6 protein-coding genes are annotated in these 19,836 nt (G+C 69.8%); 1 reads left to right on the top strand and 5 read right to left on the bottom strand.

Translation table 11 applies throughout. From position 1 onward, the window contains the following. Window positions 1–15: 15 nt before the first annotated feature. Window positions 16–666, bottom strand: coding sequence for a PaaI family thioesterase (locus M1L58_RS05650; RefSeq protein WP_248658149.1), 651 nt, complete (start codon window positions 664–666; stop codon window positions 16–18). Between the two features lie 25 nt (window positions 667–691). Continuing rightward, window positions 692–943, bottom strand: a complete 252-nt coding sequence (locus M1L58_RS05645) for a hypothetical protein (protein ID WP_006865246.1) — start codon at window positions 941–943, stop codon at window positions 692–694. A 162-nt stretch (window positions 944–1,105) separates the two neighbouring features. Here M1L58_RS05645 and M1L58_RS05640 point away from each other — a divergent pair, with 162 nt between their 5' ends. Then, window positions 1,106–2,077 carry a 1,4-dihydroxy-2-naphthoyl-CoA synthase gene (locus M1L58_RS05640; protein WP_248658148.1) on the top strand — a complete coding sequence of 324 codons (972 nt, stop codon included), beginning with the start codon at window positions 1,106–1,108 and terminating at the stop codon, window positions 2,075–2,077. Window positions 2,078–2,128: 51 nt separating this feature from the next. Here the strand turns inward: M1L58_RS05640 and M1L58_RS05635 are convergent, their stop codons facing one another. The 3 genes from M1L58_RS05635 to M1L58_RS05625 are packed head-to-tail and all read right to left on the bottom strand — an operon-like array spanning window position 2,129 to window position 19,250. Then, on the bottom strand, window positions 2,129–3,895 hold the full coding sequence (locus M1L58_RS05635; RefSeq protein WP_248658147.1) for a DUF4012 domain-containing protein: 1,767 nt from the start codon (window positions 3,893–3,895) through the stop codon (window positions 2,129–2,131). Continuing rightward, window positions 3,892–4,503: a low molecular weight protein-tyrosine-phosphatase gene (locus M1L58_RS05630; RefSeq protein ID WP_006865249.1), complete on the bottom strand. Its 612-nt coding sequence runs from the start codon at window positions 4,501–4,503 to the stop codon at window positions 3,892–3,894. The genes M1L58_RS05635 and M1L58_RS05630 overlap by 4 nt, the downstream gene beginning before the upstream one ends. After that, a complete protein-coding gene (locus tag M1L58_RS05625; protein WP_248658146.1) occupies window positions 4,497–19,250 on the bottom strand; it encodes a non-ribosomal peptide synthetase in 14,754 nt (4,917 codons plus the stop codon). Before M1L58_RS05625 ends, M1L58_RS05630 begins: the two co-directional genes overlap by 7 nt. Window positions 19,251–19,836 lie beyond the last annotated feature (586 nt).

Raw genomic sequence — 19,836 nt, 5'->3', positions numbered from 1 at the left:
GGTTCGACAGCCCGGCTAGGCCTGGCCGGGCTTGAGCTTGATGAACAGGGCGTCCATCTCGGCGCACAACCGGTCGCCGTCGTGCATGGTGCCCTTGATGAAGACCTTGCGGCCCTCGATCCTGTCCGCCCAGGCGCGCACGCGCAGCGGGGTGTTCAGCGGGGTGATCGAGCGGTACTGCACGTTCAGGTAGGCGGTGCGGCTGACGTGCTGGATCGCCACGGCCGAGGCGTAACCACCGATGTCGTCGAAGGCGACGGCGACATGTCCGCCGTGTGCAGCGGCGTTGCCGCCGAGATGGAAGTCGCGGAAGACCAGTTCGGCGACGACTCCGTCTTCGGAGGCCTCGACGACCTCGTAGGGCGGGAGGGTGATGTTGCCGCGGGACGGCAGGTCGACGCGGGTACCGGCAGGCGAATGCCATTCGTCGATGCGAACCTTGGCCAGACGCTCGTTGACCGCGCTGAGGTGCTCGATGAGTTCGTCGACGAGCTCGTCATCGGGGCAGGCGTAGCGCGCGTTGTCCATCAACAGACGGACCTGTTCGCTGAACTCGCCGTACCGCGGGCCGCCGCGCTCGGTGGTGATGGCCGCATGGGGCCGGAAACCACCCTCGTGCGGGTCTTCCTCGACGATCTCTACAGCACGGTCGTTCGCTTCACTCACCGGTCAACCGTATAAGAAGACCGATTCACGAGCCGGACTGGTGCTCCCCCTGGCCACCCGGACGGTGCCGGTCGGAGCGACGGTGCGAGTCGAGGTCGACGCACACACCGTGGCGCACGAACCCCTGTGACGTACCGGGGACGAAGTCGGGGACTCCACGCGGCCCGCGCTCCTTCTCGTCTCGAAGCCGTACTGCCCGCCCCACGATCACCGCGACCACCGCGGCAAGTACGCACCAGCCGGCCACTCCGACGACAATCCACCCCCAGGTGTCCATGGGTACATGTAAGCACTGCGAACTGGGAATTAGCTGAAAACCCCGCATCGTATACGGTTCGCGCGGAAACCGAACTCATCAGGACCTTTGATCCACTTCGGACGCCCGCGCACCCGGCGGACCGCCGTGAGCCCGGCCGTCTGTGATCACTACTCTGAGCGCATGAGCGCGACCGACGACACCAAGACCGCCGACCAGCCGTTCGATCCGGCCCAGTGGACCCCGGTGCCCGGGTTCACCGACCTCACCGACATCACCTACCACCGGCATGCAGGTGAGGGTCGCGAGAACGGCATCGTGCGGGTGGCCTTCAACCGACCGGAGGTCCGCAACGCCTTCCGCCCGCACACCGTCGACGAGCTCTACCGGGTGCTCGACCATGCCCGCCGCTCCCCCGATGTCGGCACGATCCTCCTGACCGGCAACGGCCCGAGCCCCAAGGACGGCGGGTGGGCCTTCTGCAGCGGCGGCGACCAGCGAATCCGCGGCCGTTCCGGGTACCAGTACGCGACCAGTCACGACACCGACGTCGTGGCCGCGGGAGCCGACTCCGTCGACGAGGCCCGGGTCAAGGCCGAGGGCGGACGACTCCACATCCTCGAGGTCCAGCGACTCATCCGCACCATGCCCAAGGTGGTCATCGCGGTGGTCAACGGATGGGCGGCCGGCGGCGGCCACTCACTGCACGTGGTGTGCGACCTGACCCTGGCCTCCGCCGAGCACGCCCGGTTCAAGCAGACCGATGCCGATGTGGGCTCCTTCGACGCCGGCTACGGCAGCGCCTACCTCGCCAAGCAGGTCGGCCAGAAGTTCGCCCGCGAGATCTTCTTCCTCGGCGAGGCCTACGACGCGGAGACCATGCACCGCATGGGCGCGGTCAATCGCGTCGCCCCGCACGCCGAGCTGGAGAACACCGCCATCGAGTGGGCCCGCAAGATCAACGGCAAATCACCCACCGCACAGCGCATGCTGAAGTTCGCCTTCAACCTCACCGACGACGGCCTCATGGGTCAGCAGGTGTTCGCCGGTGAGGCGACCCGCCTGGCCTACATGACCGACGAGGCCGTCGAGGGCCGGGATGCATTCCTGGAGAAGCGCGATCCGCGCTGGGACGACTACCCGTACTACTACTGACGCGGCCCGCACGCGGGCATGGTCACTCCCGCGGCCCGCACGCGGGCACGGTCACTCCCGCGGCCCGCAGGCGGGCACGTCGACCGTGACGGTGGGGTCGTCGACCAGCGGCTGCACCGGGACCTCGGCTTCGCCCGTCGCCGCGGTCGGCTCGTCGATCTTCAACGTGATCGTGGTGCTCTGTCCCGGGGCGATACCGACCCGGGTCGAGTAGTAGGGCCGCCCGTGCAGGGTCTGTTCGACGTAGAAGGCACCGGCGTCGCCGAGGGTCATCTCCTTGAGCACCGCACCCTTGGTGGCGAGGAACTCCACGTTGGCGAGGTTCGTGCCCTTGTCCACGGCCAGTTCGGTGCCGAGGCCACCGGCGACGTAGTCGGTGAGTCCGGCGGTCTCGTCGAGGGTGTTGGTCAGCGTGACCGTGATCGTGCTCTCTCGGGTGTCGCCGCTGCAATCGCCTGAGGTGTAGTCGATCTCGCGACGGAGGTAGTAGTCGAGCTTGCTGCCCGACGCATTGCCGATCGCCACCTGCAGATACGGCGAGTCGGTGTCGGAGATCTGATGCCCGAGCTTGGTGGTCTCGAGGATCTCCTGTTCGGCGGGCGTGGTGCTGTAGACCATGATCCGGCGCTCGTGGACGCCGCGTCCGAGCGCCTCGAGCAGGTCCCGGGTGCTCCCGCCCGAGCTGATCAATTTCTTCACCACAGCCTGGGAGATGGACTGCAGGTACGCCTTTCGGGCCTCGTTGTCGTCGGCGAACCGCTGGTACGAGGTCGACAGCGTGATGGGTACGACGTTGTCGGCGGTGATCTTCTCCCCGCCGGGCAACGTCACCGGTCCGACGACCTCGAGGATGTACTTCAGCGCGATCGGGTCGAGGGCGATGGCACCGTCGAGCTTCTGGCCGGTCTGGGCCCGCCAGTTGGCCAGCCAGATCTTCGCCGCATCGGGGAAATGAGCGCTGAGGTTCCCGTTCCGGAAGTCGGTGTAGGGCTTGTAATACGAGTAGATCGCGTCGTACTCGGGGCCCAGGTTGATCTTCGGCGTCGCCGGGTCGCGGAACTCCGAGTTGGCACCCAGTTCGGGAACCGTCACCCGTCCGCCGGTCGCGTTGAGCAGCCCGAAACCGCCGACGAGCCCGCCGGTTCCGCGGGACTCCGACGGTGTCTGGAAGGCCATGAAGTAGTTGCGCGGCCCCGAGGAGCCCAGCATCGGCGGGATCAGCTGGGCGGCGATGTCGGTGGCGACCAGGGTGGACTCGGCCGCGTCCACCTGCTCGGCGAGTTGGGTTCTCGCATCGGCGACGACGCCGAGCCAGCCCGGGTTGATCGACGCGACCTCGTCGGCCACCTCGGTCGAGCGTTCGGCGACCTTGGCGAGGTCGGGCTGCGCCTCACGTAACAGCTTGAGATTCACCGTGTTCCCGGTCCGGAGCTGATCCGGGTTCAGTACGCCGGCGAGGTCCGCGGCCGGGAGGAGCACGTCGGCGGACAGCGCCTCGACGGCGTCGCTCATCTGCTGCACCGACTTCAACGGCGATCCGATCCCCGGGATCGCGGCCACCGCCGACCATACGATGCCGTGGGACCGGTCGGAGGCGGCCCGAGCGCTGTCGGCGGCCGCAGCGGCGGCCTGCGAGGCGCCGGCCTGATCGCCGTCGAGCATCAGGGTCCGGGCCTGCGAGGCGTCGGATCGGACCGACTCGAGGTCGCCCTTCACCTTCAGTGCCGAGTACGCGAGCCAGACGACGACCGCGGCGAGGAGCACCACGATCAGGGCGAGAACCTGGACCGCCCGGTTTCCGGCGATACGGCGGATCATCGGGTCTCCCCTGTCGTCTCGGTGAGGTGTTGTGCCGCCAGCCACTTCGCCACGGTCTCGACCTTCGGCTCGATCTCGCCGAACACGCGGTCGAAGTCCTCACGCGGACGGCCCATCGGGTCGACGATGTCGAGGAGCGGCGAGTTGGGATCGATGCGTCCCCGCCCGCCCATGATCGCGGCGAGGGTGCCGTTCTCCGCCGGGGTCCCGGTCTCCGCGAGGGAGGCGAACTCGGTGAGGGTGAACACGCGCTTCCAGCGGGCGGGCGCCATCTGCTGGGCGGCCGCACGGTGCTCGCGGCTCATGCACAGCACGAGGTCGGCCTGCGTCAGCATGGGCGGACGCAGGTATCGGGATTCGAAACCCGATGCGTCGTAGCCGTGTTCGGCGAGAACCGCGGCGGAGTGCGGGTGGATCGGCTGACCGTTGAGCGCGCCGGTGCCGGCACTGCTCGACGTGACGGCGAGATCCGCCCCGTCGGCCCGCATGCGGTCGGCCAGTCCGGTCAGCACGCGTTCGCCGATCGGCGAGCGGCAGATGTTGCCGGTGCAGACGAACAGGATCGACAATCCTGTCGATGCCTCGTCCCGCTCGGATCCGGTCACCATTCCTCCTCGATTCTCCTGGCCAGCCGACGCATCACGTCGGGGTCGCCCAATCGCGCGTGTGCCGCTCCGGCGGGGATCACTTCCACCGCCGGAGTCTGTGTTCCGGCATCGGGCCGGACGGCCCGTGCCCAGCTCTCGGTGTCCGGATTGTCCTCGGCGGCAACGTAGATGACCTTACCCACGGGCACCGGACCAAGTTCGTAGGACCGCACCGCGGCGGCGAGGGTCCGGGAGCGATCCTCGAACCGCCGTAGTGCTTGCGGGTCGTGGCGCTCGGCCGCGGCTCGGAGCGGATGATCCTCGCCGAGCAGCTCCTCGTCGGCCCCCTCGTGCAGGTCGCCGGGAGGTCGGGAGTCGAGCACCATCAGCACGTCGACCTGCTCGCCGGCCTCGATGAGTTGCCGGCTCATCTCGTGCGCGATGACACCACCGAGCGACCAGCCGACGAGACGGTAGGGCCCGGACGGCTGGCGGCTGCGAACCGCCGCGACGTGCAGGGCCGCGATCTCGGGGAGGCTTGCGGGCAGGTCACGGTCGGCGACGACGAGTTCGGGCAGCTGCAGACCATATGCGGCAGTCGAATCCAGTGACGCGCCGAAGGCCCGGAACGGTTCGACGATCCCGGTGGCGGTGTGCACGCACCAGATCGTCGGGGCCCCGGACTCCGGAACGCCCGGTTCGGTGCCATCCGTCCGCGACAGCGGCACGACGCGATGGTCGACGCCGGTGCCCTCCCCCGTGGACGTGGCGTCGACGACGCGGGCCACCTCGGCCGGCGTGCGGTGGGTGAAGAGGTCTGCGACGTCCACGATGACGGAGGTGCGTCGGGTGAGTTCGTCGCGCAGCTGTACCAGGGCCAGGGAGTTGCCACCCAGTGCGAAGAAGTCGTCGTCCATGCCGACGCCGTGTTCGCCGAGGACCGTCCGAAAGGCGTCGCGAACGGTTGTCTCCGTGCGGGTCTCGGGTTCGCGGGTCGATTCCGACCAGGTCGGCTCGGGGAGTCGTCGCTGGTCGATCTTGCCCGCGCCACTCAGCGGCAGTTCGGCCAGTTCGACGATCCGGGCGGGCACCATGTGCCGCGGCAGCAGGGCGCGGCAGACGTCGGCGAGGCGGTCGACGGACACCGGCGAGACCACGTAGGAGACGAGCGCCGGCCCGGCCGGCCCGGGCCGCAGCACGGTCACCGAGCGATCGGCTCCGGCGCGCAGGAGAACGGCGTCGATCTCGGCGGGTTCGACGCGTTGTCCGCGGATCTTCATCTGACGGTCCGCGCGGCCCACGTAGATCAGCTCGCCGGTCTCGCGATCCCATCGCACGAGGTCGCCCGTCCGGTAGCGTCGACGCCCGTCACTCCCGGCCACGAAGGTCGCGGCGGTCAGTGGCCGGTCGCCGAGATATCCACGGGCGACGCCGGTTCCGCTGACGTAGAGTTCGCCCACCACGCCGGGCGGTACGTGCCGCAGTCGGGTGTCGAGGACCTCGGCCCCGATCCCGGGCCGCGGATGCCCCAGCCGCACGGGCTCGCCCGGACGGTAGGCGCTGGTGGACACCGTCACCGTCGTCTCGGTGGGACCGTAGATGTTGCGGACCTGCGCCCACTCCGCCCACGCCGACGCGAGGTCGGCCGGCAGCGCCTCGCCGCCGATGTAGACCAGTCGCAACGAGGAGATCGATTCCGGCTGCATGGTCCGCATCACCGACGGGGTCGCGGTGAACACGCTGACCCGGGTGCGGTCGAGGAAGCCGGCGAGGTCCCGTCCCCCGACGATCTCCGGCGGGACGACGACGAGCGTCGCGCCCGAGGCCAGCGGCAGCAGCAGGTCGTGGAACGTCGCGTCGAATCCGGGGCTGATCGCCATCCCCACCCGGTCGCCGGATTCCACGTCGCCGAGCCCGGCGACACGATGCACGCCGCGATGGGTGACGCCGACGATGTTGGGGGTGCCCGTGGTGCCCGATGTCGTGATGACATACGCCAGGGAGTCCGGTGAGACACGTGCAACCGGCTCCGAGGCAATGGGTTCGACCGGTTGCGTGGGGATGTCTTCCGGACCGATCGCCGTCGCCCGTGCTCCGGCGACCACGTGCTCGATGCGCGCCGCCGGGTAGGTGACGTCGACGGGGACGCACACCCCGCCGATGCGGCTCACCGCCCAGATGGCGACCACCGATTCGATGGAGCGTGGGACGACCACCGCAACCGCGTCGCCCGCGTCGAGGCCGCGCGCACGAAGGGCACGCGCCGTCTCCGACACCCAGGCGTCGAGTTCGCGGTAGGTGAGGGATCGCGTGCCGTCGGTGATCGCCGGACGATCGAAGTGCGTGGCCACCGTCCCGGTGAACAAGTCGGCGAGCAGTGGTTCGGTCCCGGTCGGCGCGGCAGCATGCGCACGGCCGGTAAGGAATTCGCGTTCGGCCGCGGTGAGGGGTTCGACGGCGGCGATCCGACGTGCGGGGTCGCCGGTCACCGCGGCGACGGCCGCAACCAGACGCTCGCCCAGTCCGCGGATCACACTCTCGTCGAACAGATCCCGCGCGTGATGGAGCTGCAGCCGCCAGTTGCCCTCGGACCGGACCGCGACGATGTGCACGTCGAACTCGCTGTGCGAATCCATCGCGGTATGCGGTGCGTCCGCGGTGACGGGACCTGGCGCGACGCCGGTGGAGTCGACCACCGAGAAGGCGACCTGGACGAGCGGGTGACGTCCGGGGATGCGCGGCGGATCGACGAGTGCGACGACGTCGTCGAAGGCGATCGCCGCGTGGTCGAGAGCGGCGAGGTCCGTGTCGCGGACGGTCTCGATGAGGCCGCCGACCGTCATCCCGGCGGTCAGTCGCGTACGAAGGACCACCGTCGAGATCAGCATGCCGACCGTGCCCGCACTGTCCGCGTCGCGGCGCATCGAGGCCGGGGTCGCCACGGCGATGTCGTCGACGCCGGCCTGCGCCGCGAGGGCTAGTGCGGTCGCGGCGTGCAGGAGCTGGAAGTCGCTGGCCTGTGCGCGGCGGGCGGCCGTCGTGATGGACCGGGCGACGGCCTCGTCGACCGGGAACTCGATCACCGAGGTACGGAGATCGCGGTCGGGCGGACGGTGGTCGGCGAGGTCGAGTTCCCCGCGGTAACCATCGAGGGCCTGCCGCCAGTAATCGCGCAGTTCGGCGCGTGAGCTCTGCTCCTCGGCGACCATCCGGCGCGCGAGGACGTCGAAGCCGACCGGTTCCCGGTCCAGGGACTCGCCGGCCAGGAGCGCGGCGAGTTCCCGTTCGACGATGGCTGCGGATTCGCCGTCCATCGCGATGTGGTGGGCGACGAGTACCACCGCGACCGGGGCGGTGTCGACGCCGTTCTCCGTCAGCAGCCAGACCCGCACGGGCGGTTCCCCGGCGAGATCGAAGGGAGTGGAGAACTCATCGGCGATGGCCGTGCCGGTGAGCGCGGTCGAGTCGAGGTGCCGTACCGGCGGCCGCCATCCGTCGACGACTCGCTGCCGCGGACCGTCGGGCGTGGCCAGGTAGCGGGTGCGCAGCGCGGTGTGCCGGTCGACGAGGGCGTCCAGTGCGGCGGTCAGCTCGGCCGTCGTGAGTCCGGGCGGCACACCGACGACGACGGGAACCGAGTAGATCGGGACCTGGCCCAACATCTGCGCGCCCACCCACATGCGGCGCTGCGTCGGTGCGAGTGGGATCTCCGTGACCCGGTCGTCCGGATCGTCGACCGCACGAGAATCGGCGAGGTCTTGCACGGCGTCGACGGCCGGCGTGGGAACCGCGACGGCGAGGCCGGCGGGTGTCGGGTGCTCGAACAGCACCCGCGTCGGCACCCGGACACCGAGGTGGCGGCCCAGGGCCGAGGTCACCCTGGTGGCCGACAGCGAGGTGCCGCCGAGAGCGAAGAAGTCGGCGGATTCCGCAATCGCGTCCACCGGGACCTCGAGCACCTCGGCCATGATCGCGCGGACCTGCGAGACGAGCTCGGGATCGGCGAGTTCTCGCTCGTACCGGGCGGATTCGGCGGAATCAAGTGTGGGGATCTCGGGTGCGCCCACGGTCGAGGCGACGACCGGGAACGGTTGCCCGACGTCGCCCACACCGAGCAGCAGGGTGGTGTAGTCGTCGAGCAGCAGCCGGGCCACCTCGTCCGGGACCTGCGCGGAGTGCACCAGCGTGACATGCAGTTCGTCGTCGCTCTCGGCGAGGACCACCTCGACGTCGTACTTCGCGTCGACGGTCGACGTCGCCTCGGTGACCAGCGAGGCCATTGCGCCTGCCAGAGGGACCTCGCCGGAGGCCTGCGGGACGACCTCCTGGCTCACGAGCAGCACCGAGATCAGCGGATCGCCGCCGTGCCGGGCCGCGGGCCGGACCGCCTGTACGACATCCTCGTAGGGGATGTCGCTGTGCGCCAGCGCTGCGAGTGCGACGTCGCGGACCTGTTCCACCGCTTCGCGAACCGGGGTGTCCGGGCGGAGTCGGGTGCGCAGCGCGACGGTGTTGACGAACATGCCCACGACCGACTCCCATTCGGGGGCGGAGCGTCCGTGCACCGGCACGCCGACCAGGACATCCCACTGTCCGGTCAGCTGACCGAGGGTCGCCGAGAGAGCTGCGTGCGCGACCTGGAAGACCGTGGCCGACAACGCCTTCGCGGTCTGATGGATCGCGGGGGCCGGCACGGAGGCACCGATACGACCGGTGACGCCCGCGGCGCCGGGGTCGCGATGACCGGGCAGCCGGAGCGGTTCCGGCGCATCGGCGAGAGTATCTGTCCAGTAACGGATCTGGTGCGCGAAGAGGCTGTCGTGATCGGCGGCGTCTCCGAGGCGTTCGATCTGCCACTGGGTGAAGTCGGCGTAGGTGAACGCCTCGTCGGCCGCCACCGCCAGTCGCTCGCCGTCGTAGGCCCGCATCAGGTCGGCGAGCAGCACACGGATGGACCAGCCGTCGATGGCGATGTGGTGGAGAACCGCCGCGAGGTAGAGGCCGCGATCGTCGATGGCGTCGTCAGACGTCTCCACCGCGAAGACCGCCGCGCGGAATCCGGGCTCGTTCTCGAGGTCGAACGGTGTGCGCAGGTACTCCGTCACCTGCCGTCGGACCGCGGCCTCGACGTCCTCGTCGCCGACCTCCACGAGATGGTGTGCCAGCACAGGGCTTCGGTGTTCGATCCGTCGCTGGATCGGTCCGGTCGGCGAATCCGGGTACACCGTGCGGAGCACGGGGTGCGCACCCACGACCTCGTCGACGGCCTTGCGCAGTCGGGCGAGGTCGACGCGACCGCGGATCCGCATCACCACGGGAACGTGGTAGGCGGTCGATGTCGGGTCGACGTGATGGTGAATCCACATGCGCCGCTGCGGATATGCCAGTGGTAACGGGTCGGGAACGGGAAGTCGCGCCGGCGCCGGCAGCGGGGCCGCGACGGGGCCGGAGGTCGGTGAGACCAGGTCGTCGACGCGGCGGGCGAGTTCGGCCATCGTCCGCGCCTCGAACAGCAGACGAGCCGCGACGTCGACACCGGTGGACGCGGAGAGCCTCGAGGTGACCTGTGTTGCCGACAGGGAGGTGCCGCCGTCGGCGAAGAAGTCCGAATCGGCGTCGAAGCTCTCGATCGGGCGGTCGAGGACCTCCGCCCACACCGACGCGATGAGTAGTTCCGTCTCCCCCGCCGGGGCGCGACCGGCCGTCGCCGGACCACGGACACCGGTCGCGCCGAAGTCCGGTGCGGGCAGGGAGGTCACGTCGATCTTGCCGTTGCGTCCGATCGGCAGGTCGTGAACCTCGACGAACACTCCGGGGATCATGGTGCGCGGCAGCATATGTGCCAGTTGCGGTGCCAGGTTGTCGGTGCGGATCTCGACACCGGGCTCGCCGACCACCCAGGAGACCAGCACCTTCTCCCCTGCTGCGGTGGCACGCGCCGCGGTGACGGAGGTGGCGATGCCGGGCAGCCGGGACAGCGCCGCATCGATCTCGCCGGGTTCGAGGCGCACACCGCGGATCTTGACCTGGTCGTCGGTCCGGCCGTGGATCACGAAGGTGCCGTCGCCGCGCCGGTGGACCAGATCCCCGGTGCGGTACATCCGCTCCCCGTGCGGACCGGCGACGAAGGCGTTCGCGGTCGTGCGTGGATCGCCGAGATATCCACGCGCCAGACAGTTCCCGGAGAGATAGAGCTCCCCCACGGTGTGGTCCGGAACAGGACGCAGCCTCGCGTCGAGGACGTGCATGGTCACACCGTCGAGTGGGCGCCCGATGTGCACCGTGCCTTTGATGGGACCGGTGTAGCGCGCACTGCTGACCGCGACGGTCGCCTCGGTCGGACCGTATTCGTTGCTGATCGTCGCGGTGCGGGTCCACTCGCGGACGAGACCCGCACCGAGCGGTTCGCCGCCCACGGCGACGTGCCGGACGTGCGGCAGGTCGTCGGGCCGCAGGGTGGCCAGCACCGAGGGGGTGGTGAGCAGAACGGTCACTCCGGCGTCTGCGACGAGGTCGGCGAGATCGTCGGCCGCGATGACATCCGGCGGGCACATGATCAGCGTCGCGCCGGCGATCCGCGGCGGCAGAACACCCATCAGGTGGGCGTCGAAACCGGTTGCGTACGTGTGCAGGACACGGTCGCCGGCGTTCAGGTCCAACCGTCGGGCGGTGTCGCCGGCCCACCCGGCGAGACCACGGTGGGTGACCGCGACACCCTTCGGCACGCCGGTCGTCCCGGAGGTGAAGGTGATGTAGGCGACGTCGTCCGGCGTCACCGCCCGTACTCGTTCCGCGTCGTCGAAGGGCGGCACCACCGCGGGCAGCTCGGCGAACACCTCGTCGAGAGCGAGCACCTCGACATCGATTCCCCCGGTGCCGATGCCAGCCGTGCCGGTGTCACCGAGAGAGAGCACCAGCGCCGGTCGGCATCGGTCGAGGATGAGGTTCCGTCGTTCGGCCGGGTCGGCGGGGTCGATGTTGACGAAAGCCGCACCCGCACGGGCGATCGCGGCGGTCGCGATGATCCCGTACACCGACCTCGGGAGCAGTTCGACGACGACGTCGCCCGCACCGACACCCCGTGCGATGAGTACGCGCGCCAGATGGGTCGACAGTCGGTCGACGTCGTGGCCGGAAACCTCGGTCCCGAATCCCGGTACGCGGTGGCGAAAGTCGACGATCGCAGCATCAGGCGAGGTTGCGGCGTCGTATGAGGTGAACAGCGCGTCGAAGGTCTCCTGTTCGAACTCCGGGCTGATCACCTGTTCGTCCGCCGGGCTCATCAGGGTGAGAACCGGCTCGTCGGGGGCCAGCACCCCGCGTCGCAGGGTGTCGACGACGAGGTCGCACAGCGCTTTCAGGCGGTCCGCGGTGGCGACCGCGTCGGTGCAGGACATCGTCACGTGGAGTGCACCGTCGTGCCGGTACATCGAGACGTCGATGCCGAAGAGCGGTATACCCAGGACGCCCGACGCCGCGCCTCCGGGCGGGGACTCGGTTTCCGCCCATTCGACGATCGCATCCGGCACCGCGCCGAAGGACACCTCGAACAACGGGGTTCCGGCACCGGCACGACCGGGGTCGGCGATGTCGGCGATCTCGGTGAGGGGCAGGTCGGCGTGGGCGAAGGCGCCCAGGTCCACCGAGGTCACTCGAGCCAGCAGATCGGCGAAGGAGAGTTCCGGGTCGATGGGCGTGTGGAGCGGCACCGCACGCGCGAACAAACCGGGCACACCGACGAGGCCGGGGTCGAGACGGCCGGACAACGCGGTGCCGACGGTCACCACCCCGGCACCCGACTGCCTCGACAGGACCGCGGCCAGCGCGGTGTGAGTGGCGATGAACGGTGTCGTCGACCGTGCCACGGTCAGCGCGTCGAGCGATGCGGTGAGGGCCGAATCGAGGCGGCCCTGCACACGGTGCACGATCGTCTCCCCCGCGGGGGCAACGGATTCCGCCTGCAGGTTCATCTCCGGTAGGCGCAGCTGTTCGAGCGGTTGGGTGAACGCGTCCCGCCAGAACGCGGTGAGTTCCGCGCGCCTCGCGTCGAGCGTCTCGGCGCGCCACATGGAGTACCGCCGATAGTCGGTTCCGCTCGTGGGCAGCGTCGCACCGGCGAGGGCCGTGTCGAGTTCACCGGCCAGGATCGCGAAGGATTCTCCGTCGGCGGCGATGTGGTGGATCACCCCGAGAAGCCAGGTGGTGCCGTCGATCTCGACGATCCGTACGCGCCACGGAAGCGAGGTGGCGAGGTCGATCGGCGTGGCCATCGAGGCGAGAACGGAAGTCACGTCCGGCCTCGGGCCGGCGTCGGGTCCGAGTTCCCGTTCCAGATGGTCGAGCACCCTGGCGTCGTCCCATCGATGTTGCACCGGGCCCCCTTCTCGCAAAGGGAATACGGTGCACAGGGCGTCGTGCCGCGTCACGATCGCAGCAACCGCGCGTCGCACATCGCCGGGGCTCGCGTCGATCGGCCAGGCCACCGGCAGGAGGTAGCCGGTGAACTCGGGCTCGGTCCGCCACCGCAACCACACGTCCATCTGTTCCGGTGTGAGCGGCAGATCCGCGCGGATGTCGACATCATCGGCGAGGAGGGACGCACGCGACGGAACGGGCGAGGTTCCCGGAGCGGCGATCCGCGCCGCCAGTTCGGCGACGGTGGGATTCTCGAAGACGTCGGCCACCTCCACCCGATAGCCCATCCCGGCGAGGGTGGCGGCCAGGCGTGCCGCCGAGAGCGAGGTGCCTCCGGCAGCGAAGAAGTTCGTGTCGGCTCCGAGAGGACCGGCGTCCTCACCGACGACCGCACGGATCGCCGACGCCACGGTCTCCTCGACCGGGCCGAGGACCCGCCCGACCGGCGGGGCGGTGTCGGTGATGGTCGCGAAGAGTTTGTCGCGGTCGATCTTTCCGGTCCGGGTCATCGGCCAGCCGTCGACGATCGCGACGCGGGCCGGCACGGCGTGCCCCGGGAGACGTGCAGCGCAGGCTGTCAGGATCGCCGCCTCGTCGAGGTCGTCGAGGACGTCGAAGTCGGCGAGGCCGTCCTCGGTCACGAAAGCCAGCAGTTGTTCATCGCCCGCCCGGCGACCCGGTCGTACCAGGACGCGTGCGTCGCCCACACCGGAAACGGCACGCAGGGTCGAGACGATCTCGCCGAGTTCGACCCGGTGACCGCGGATCTGGACCTGGTCGTCGTTGCGACCAAGGTAGGCGAGGCGGCCGGGTGCGACCACGCGGACGCGGTCGCCGGTGCGGTACATCCGTCGGCCGCTCCCAGACGGGTCGGCGACGAACCTTATCGCGGTGAGGCCGGGAGCGTTGAGGTAGCCGAGTGCGACCTGTTCTCCGACGAGGTACAGCTCGCCGGACGCACCGGTCGGCACCGGTCGCAGGCGCCGGTCCAGGACCATCCACCCGACGCCGTCGAACGGGGTGCCGATGATGCTGCGTTCGTCGTCGGTGTCGACGTCGGCAGCGGTCAGCATCACGGTCGTCTCGGTGATGCCGTACATGTTGACCAACCGGACACCGGGATGGTCGGCGGCCCACGCGCGCAACGTGTCCGGCGCGAGGGCCTCTCCTGAGAAGACCACAGTCCGCAGCGACGACAACTCCGGCGAGGCAGGGAAAGTTGCGAGGTCGGCGATCCCGCTGAACGCGGTCGGGGTCTGCGAGAGGATCGTGATCCCGTGCCGCTCGATCGTCACGGCTAGTGCCCGCGGGTCCCGGACCGTCGTCCGGTCGACCACGACGACGCTGCCGCCGGAGGCGAACGCGCCGAGGATCTCCCACACCGAGAAGTCGAAGGCGTACGAGTGCACCCAGGCCCAGACGTCTCGCGGGGAGGCGTCGATGCGGTCGAGCCCCGCCCCCATCAGCGCGGCCACGTTCTGTCGGGTCACCACCACGGCCTTCGGCAACCCGGTGGAGCCGGAGGTGTGGATGATGTAGGCGGCACCCGGGATCGGCTGCGCGCGTTGATGACCAGGCCCCTCCGACACCTCGAGCCGGCTGTCGACGATCGCGGCCGGGGCGGTCCCGGCCAGGATCAGGTCGACACGCGCCTGCGGGAGGTCCGGGTCGATCGGGACGTAGACCGCATCGGCCAGGAGGGTCGCGACGATCGCGACCACGGTGTCGGCGCGACGGTCCATGAGCAGGGCCACGCGGTCGCCGGGGCGCAGACCGGAGGCCTGAAGACGCGTGGCGAGTGTGCGGGCCCGGTCGACGAGGGTCCGGTAGTCGAGGGTGACGTCACCGTCGATGACCGCGGGCGCCTCGGGATGCGCGTCGGCGTGGTGCAGGAGCGCCGGTATGGGATCGATGCACTCGGTCCGGCGAGTGCCCGGGTCGGTGACAGTTCCCGGCGACAGGCAGTCGGCGACGGTCTGGTCGGGGGCCGCGGCCGCCAAGGCTGCGACGGCCTCGACGAACCTGTCGAGGATTCGACGAGCCGCTGCCACGTCCACACGCCGCTCGGCAACCGTCAGAGAGACCGACAACCCGTTCCCGTCGTCGATCACGGTGAACTCCAGCGGGGTTCGGGCCTCGGGGGTCCGCAGGGTCTCGCCGCCGGCGAAGACCGTCGACGCGATGAGATCGGGTGAGGATGCGTGGAAGGCGAAGATGACGTCGGACAACCCGGTCGGCCCGGAATCCGCCAGCGAGACAGCGGTAGCGAGGTCGCGCCCGGTGACCGTGAGCGCGTGGGCGACAGCCGCCTCGCGGACACCGGTCACGCGCACCGGTACCGTCTCGACGAACATTCCGACCGGGCGGAGTTCCTCGCTGGTGAAGCGACCCGACACCGGCATCGACATCACGACGTCGTCGGAGTCGGTGAACTCGGCCAGGACCGCCGAGAGTGCCACGCACAGAATCGTATTGACGGTGGTGCTGTTCTCGCGAGCCTGCGCGGACGCGGCTTCGGTGATCGCCCGGTCGACCCGTCGACTCTCGTGGACCGCCGGCCCGGCCGTGAGCCCAGGGCCCGCCGTATCGCTCACCGCGGGTTCGGGCAGGGCGAGACGTTCGGGCGCGTCCCTCAAGTACCGGGCCCAAAAGACCTCCGCCGCAGCAGTTGTCGCCGACGATCCGGCGGTTCGTGCGTCCAGGACCGCACTGAAGGCGACCGCCTCGGTCTCCCAGACGGGATCCGCGCCGGCTGCACGTGCGCGCACCGCATGCGCGAAATCCTCCAGCACGATGTGCAACGACCACTCGTCGACGGCGATGTGGTGGGCGACGAGGACCAGCTCGACGGCCTCCCGCGTCTCGTCGAGCACCGCCCGCCACGGGACCTCGGTGCGCAGGTCGAACGGAGCGGACACCGCGAGATCGACACCCGCGGTGTCCAGGGTGGCACTGGTGATCGGCGCGGCAGCAGCTGATTCGACCGTACCGCGTACCTGCGCGACGGGTCCCCCGTCGACCTCTGGGTAGACGGTCCGCAAGGCCTCGTGCCGGATGGCCACGTCGATCAGCGCCGCCCGCGCCGCGTCGGCGGTGATCTCCTCGGCGAGTGTGAGCCGCACCGGCAGGTGATAGACGATCGCTCGTGGGGCAGCCCGGTTCAGCAGCCAGATCTCCTGCTGGGCTCGGGTCGGGCGATAGGAGATGGCACCGTCGGTGGATGTCATCCGTCTCGGGGAGGCGGCCTCGATGACCGACGCGAGTTCGGCGAGCGTCGTCACCGTCGCCAGCTCGCGCATGTCGACGACAACGCGGAGAGTGCTCCCGAGGTGGGTCGCGAGTTGCATGAATCCCAGTGAGGTGGCGCCCAATCGGACGAGCTCGTCGTCCATCGACGGATTCCCGACCCCGAGTATCTCGGTCACCGCTTCGGCAACCGCCACCTCGGTGGGGGTGGCCGCCGCCCGGTGGCGGGTCTCCGCCTCGGGTGTCGCGGCGATCAGCCGCGCCGCCGCCCGCCGGTCGAGGTTTCCGGTTGCGTCCGTGGGCAGCTCGTCGAGGATCACGACGCGGCGGGGCCGGGTCGAGGCCGGCACCTCCTCGTCGACGCGCCGGCGGACCGCGGCCCGAACCCGTGAGGGGTCCGGATCGGCGGCGTCGCACACGATGCCGATGTCGAGGGCGTTCTCGGCCACCACCGACACCGCGTACCCAACCCCGGGAACCTGCCCTGCCGCCCGGTCGAGCGCCGCGAGATCGATGCGGACACCGTCGAGAGTGACGACATCCTCGGCGTGGTGGTCGACGACCAGCATGCCCGTGCCCGGGTCGAAATGGCCGCGATCCCCGGTGTGGAGCATGGTGACGTCCGGCTCCCAGGGACACGCCACGAAGGCCGATGCGGTACGGACCGCGTCGCCGGCGATGGACGTCGCCACCTGCGGGCCGCTGACGTAGACGTCACCCGTGACCCCCACCGGGACCGGCCGTAGCAGCCGGTCGAGGATCGCGATCCCGGTGGCCGGACGCGGAGCGCCACTGGGCAGTCGGTGATCGACGGCTGCGTCGCGGCCGATCCGGCGGCTCGACGTCACCGGGCCGAACGCACCGCGCGGACAGTACGGCGCGGACACCTCGCGACCGAAGGCGAGACGGACCAACGCCGCCGGTGCGATGTCCCCGCCGACGACCAGAAGCGAGGTCATCGGCCCCTGCGCTCCGAGTCCGGGTACATCTCCCGGTGTGGCGATCACATGCGTGACGGCTGCGGTGTCGGGGCCGGGCACCACGAGTCGGAGGCCGTGCGCGGCCGCAGCGATGATCTCCAGATGGGCCGCCGAGGATGCCGCAGGCGCACCGAAGAACAACCGACCGTACTCGAGATCGGTTGCCGCGGCGTCGAACACGCCGTTCGCGAGCAGAGCGGTGAACGCACGCTGGGGCACCGCGAGTGTGCCCGGGCCGGAGCCGTTGTCGGTGATCGCGAGATGGCAGGCGATGTCATCCGGTGCGGGACGGGGCACCGGCACCGCGGACGCCTCCAGGTGGTCCAGTTCGGCGAGGGTCAGAACACGCGGACCGGGAATCGACGCGGCCGCTCCCTCGGACCCGGCGATGACGAGGACGGGACGCGTGGTCTGCATCAGGTCCGAGAAGCCGTCTCTCGGAGCGTGCGGGTCGAGCAGCAGGATGGCCGCCCCGCTCACCGCGACCGTCCACCACGCGGTGAGCAGGTCTGCGCCCGGTGGGAGCGAAACGGCCACCGTCGTGCCGGGAACCGCACCGGCGGTACGGAGTCGCGCGGCGAGGTCGAGGGCGCGCCGGTGCAATTGCCCGAACGAGAGTTCAGGGACACGCGGCCCGTCGATGACCGGCGAATGTGCATGGCGCGCAACCACGGACGCGAGCGCCTCGGGGACCGTCTGCGGACGGGACGTCACGGCCGGGCCGTTGACCACGGCAACCGGATTCGCCAATGGGAGATCGTCGATGCGGGTGTCCGGAGCGTGTAGCAGCGCGTCGGCGAACGTTCGCAGCATCGCGAGGAACTGTCGATGATGCTCGGCGACCTCGGCGTCGTCGTATCGGTTCGGGTTGGCCTCGACCCCGACCATGAGCACCGAGTCCCGCTCCTCGCCGGCGACCGGGAAGATGTTGACCGACAGGTCCTCGGCGGGACCGACCGTGACGACGTGGAAGGTGCCGCGCGCCTCGCCGCAGGGGAATTCCCGTTGGAAGAGCATCAGATTGAGCATCGGACCCGAGCGCTCCTGCGCCGCGGTCCGACGTACCCGTCCGCTGGTCTCGTCGGCGGCGACATCGGCCCAGATGTCCTCGCCGCGGTAACGCTGATGACGCAGGGCACCGAGAAGCGCCGCCTGGGTGGTGGACAACGCCTCGGCGGCCGATGCCTCCCCCACGACCCCGGTACGCAGGGGAACGACATTGGCCACCGGCAGCGGCGTCGAGCGGAGCGCTGCGGTCGTCCGAGCGGCCACCGGGAACTGGAAGATCACCTCGTCGCCGTCTGCGGCGGCCCGGGCCAGGTAGGCCGAGAACGCGGCGACGATGATGTTCGGCAGGATCGTCGATCCCACCTCGGCCGCACGCCGGAGAACGTCCATCGTCTCCGTGTCCACCGGGGCGACCACCCGCCGCGACACGGCCTCCGGCTCACCGCGCCGATGGGCGAGCGACGCGGGAATACCCACCCCGGCCATGGCCTGTCGCCAGTGAGCCCGATCTGTCTCGAATCGTCGCGACGCGCGGTATTCGTCGTCGGCGCGTGCGGGCAGATCCAGGTCCACCGGTTTGGCGGGCGGGAGCTCGCCGCCGGTGACCGCCGCGTGGTACGCGGCGAGGGCCTCGACCATGCGGTCCTTGCCGCCCACACCGTCGGAGAGCATGTGATGTCCGCGGTTGTAGACGTAGAACTTCTCGTCACCGAGACGGAACAGGCAGCCGCGCGCGGTGCGGTCGACGCGCGGATCCAGTGGGCGGGCACAGTCCTCGCGCATGATCGCCTCGGCGGCCGCGTGGGGGTCAGGGCGATCCCGGAGATCGATGACGTCGGCCCAGTAATGCAGCGAGGGATCGTAGACGCCGACCAGTCCGTCGTCGGTGTCCTCGAAACGGATCTGCGTGAACTGGGCCCGACGCACCACCTCGCTCGTCACCCGAAGGAAGAGTTCGACGTCGATCGGCCCGTCGATCTCGACGTACTGCGCGATGTTGATGGGCACGTCGGGTGCCGCCTGCTGGGTGAACCACAGCGCTCGTTGCGCGGCATTGAGCCGGAATCGGCGGACGATTCCGGCAGTGGGAGTCTCGGGCGGCGGGGTCGGATCGCTCATGGTCGACCCGCCCGGCGCTCACCCGGTCCGTGGGACCAGGAACTCATGGGGCACGCCGACCGTCTGATCCCCCCGGCCCGGGAAGCGGCGCCTCCATCGAACTCCCGAACCAACAACTCCCCGAGAACGAATCAGCAAATCCGGAATTCTCGAAATAGGATCCGAATCGCGAGAAAGGCATGGAACGAATGGGCACGATTGCAGAGAACAGCGGCAGCGTCCCGGGATCGGGTGCACCATTCGTCGTCAGTGGATTCAACACGCCGGAATTCAACACGGTGGAATTCAACGCCCTGCCTCACCACTCACCATGCGCCGTCCTCGTCACGTCCGACTGCTGTCACCTGTACGCCAGAACCGGCCGTAACCACACCGGCACGCCGGGTCCGTCGGCACCGTCTTCTCCAGCAACCGCCTGACCTGGAGGTGTCGTCGCCGATCACTTTCTCCGGTGGCATCGTCCGAGCGTACGACCGCCGGGATGACGACGGTCACACCGGTGTGTCCTGGGCGAATGCCATTCAGCGCCGCGCGGATACCCATGAGCCTATGGGACGGGTTGAAGCCTCACAACTCGGGGGCACCC

Source organism: Gordonia sp. C13, from assembly GCF_023218005.1.
Lineage (GTDB): Bacteria > Actinomycetota > Actinomycetes > Mycobacteriales > Mycobacteriaceae > Gordonia > Gordonia namibiensis.
This window is presented reverse-complemented; position numbering and strand designations above follow the sequence as displayed.

Excerpts from the sequence above, each read along its gene's own strand:
- M1L58_RS05635 (WP_248658147.1), bottom strand. The coding sequence starts at position 3,895 with ATGATCCGCCGTATCGCCGGAAACCGGGCGGTCCAGGTTCTCGCCCTG.
- M1L58_RS05645 (WP_006865246.1), bottom strand. The coding sequence starts at position 943 with ATGGACACCTGGGGGTGGATTGTCGTCGGAGTGGCCGGCTGGTGCGTA.
- M1L58_RS05640 (WP_248658148.1), top strand. The coding sequence starts at position 1,106 with ATGAGCGCGACCGACGACACCAAGACCGCCGACCAGCCGTTCGATCCG.
- M1L58_RS05630 (WP_006865249.1), bottom strand. The coding sequence starts at position 4,503 with ATGGTGACCGGATCCGAGCGGGACGAGGCATCGACAGGATTGTCGATC.
- M1L58_RS05625 (WP_248658146.1), bottom strand. The coding sequence starts at position 19,250 with ATGAGCGATCCGACCCCGCCGCCCGAGACTCCCACTGCCGGAATCGTC.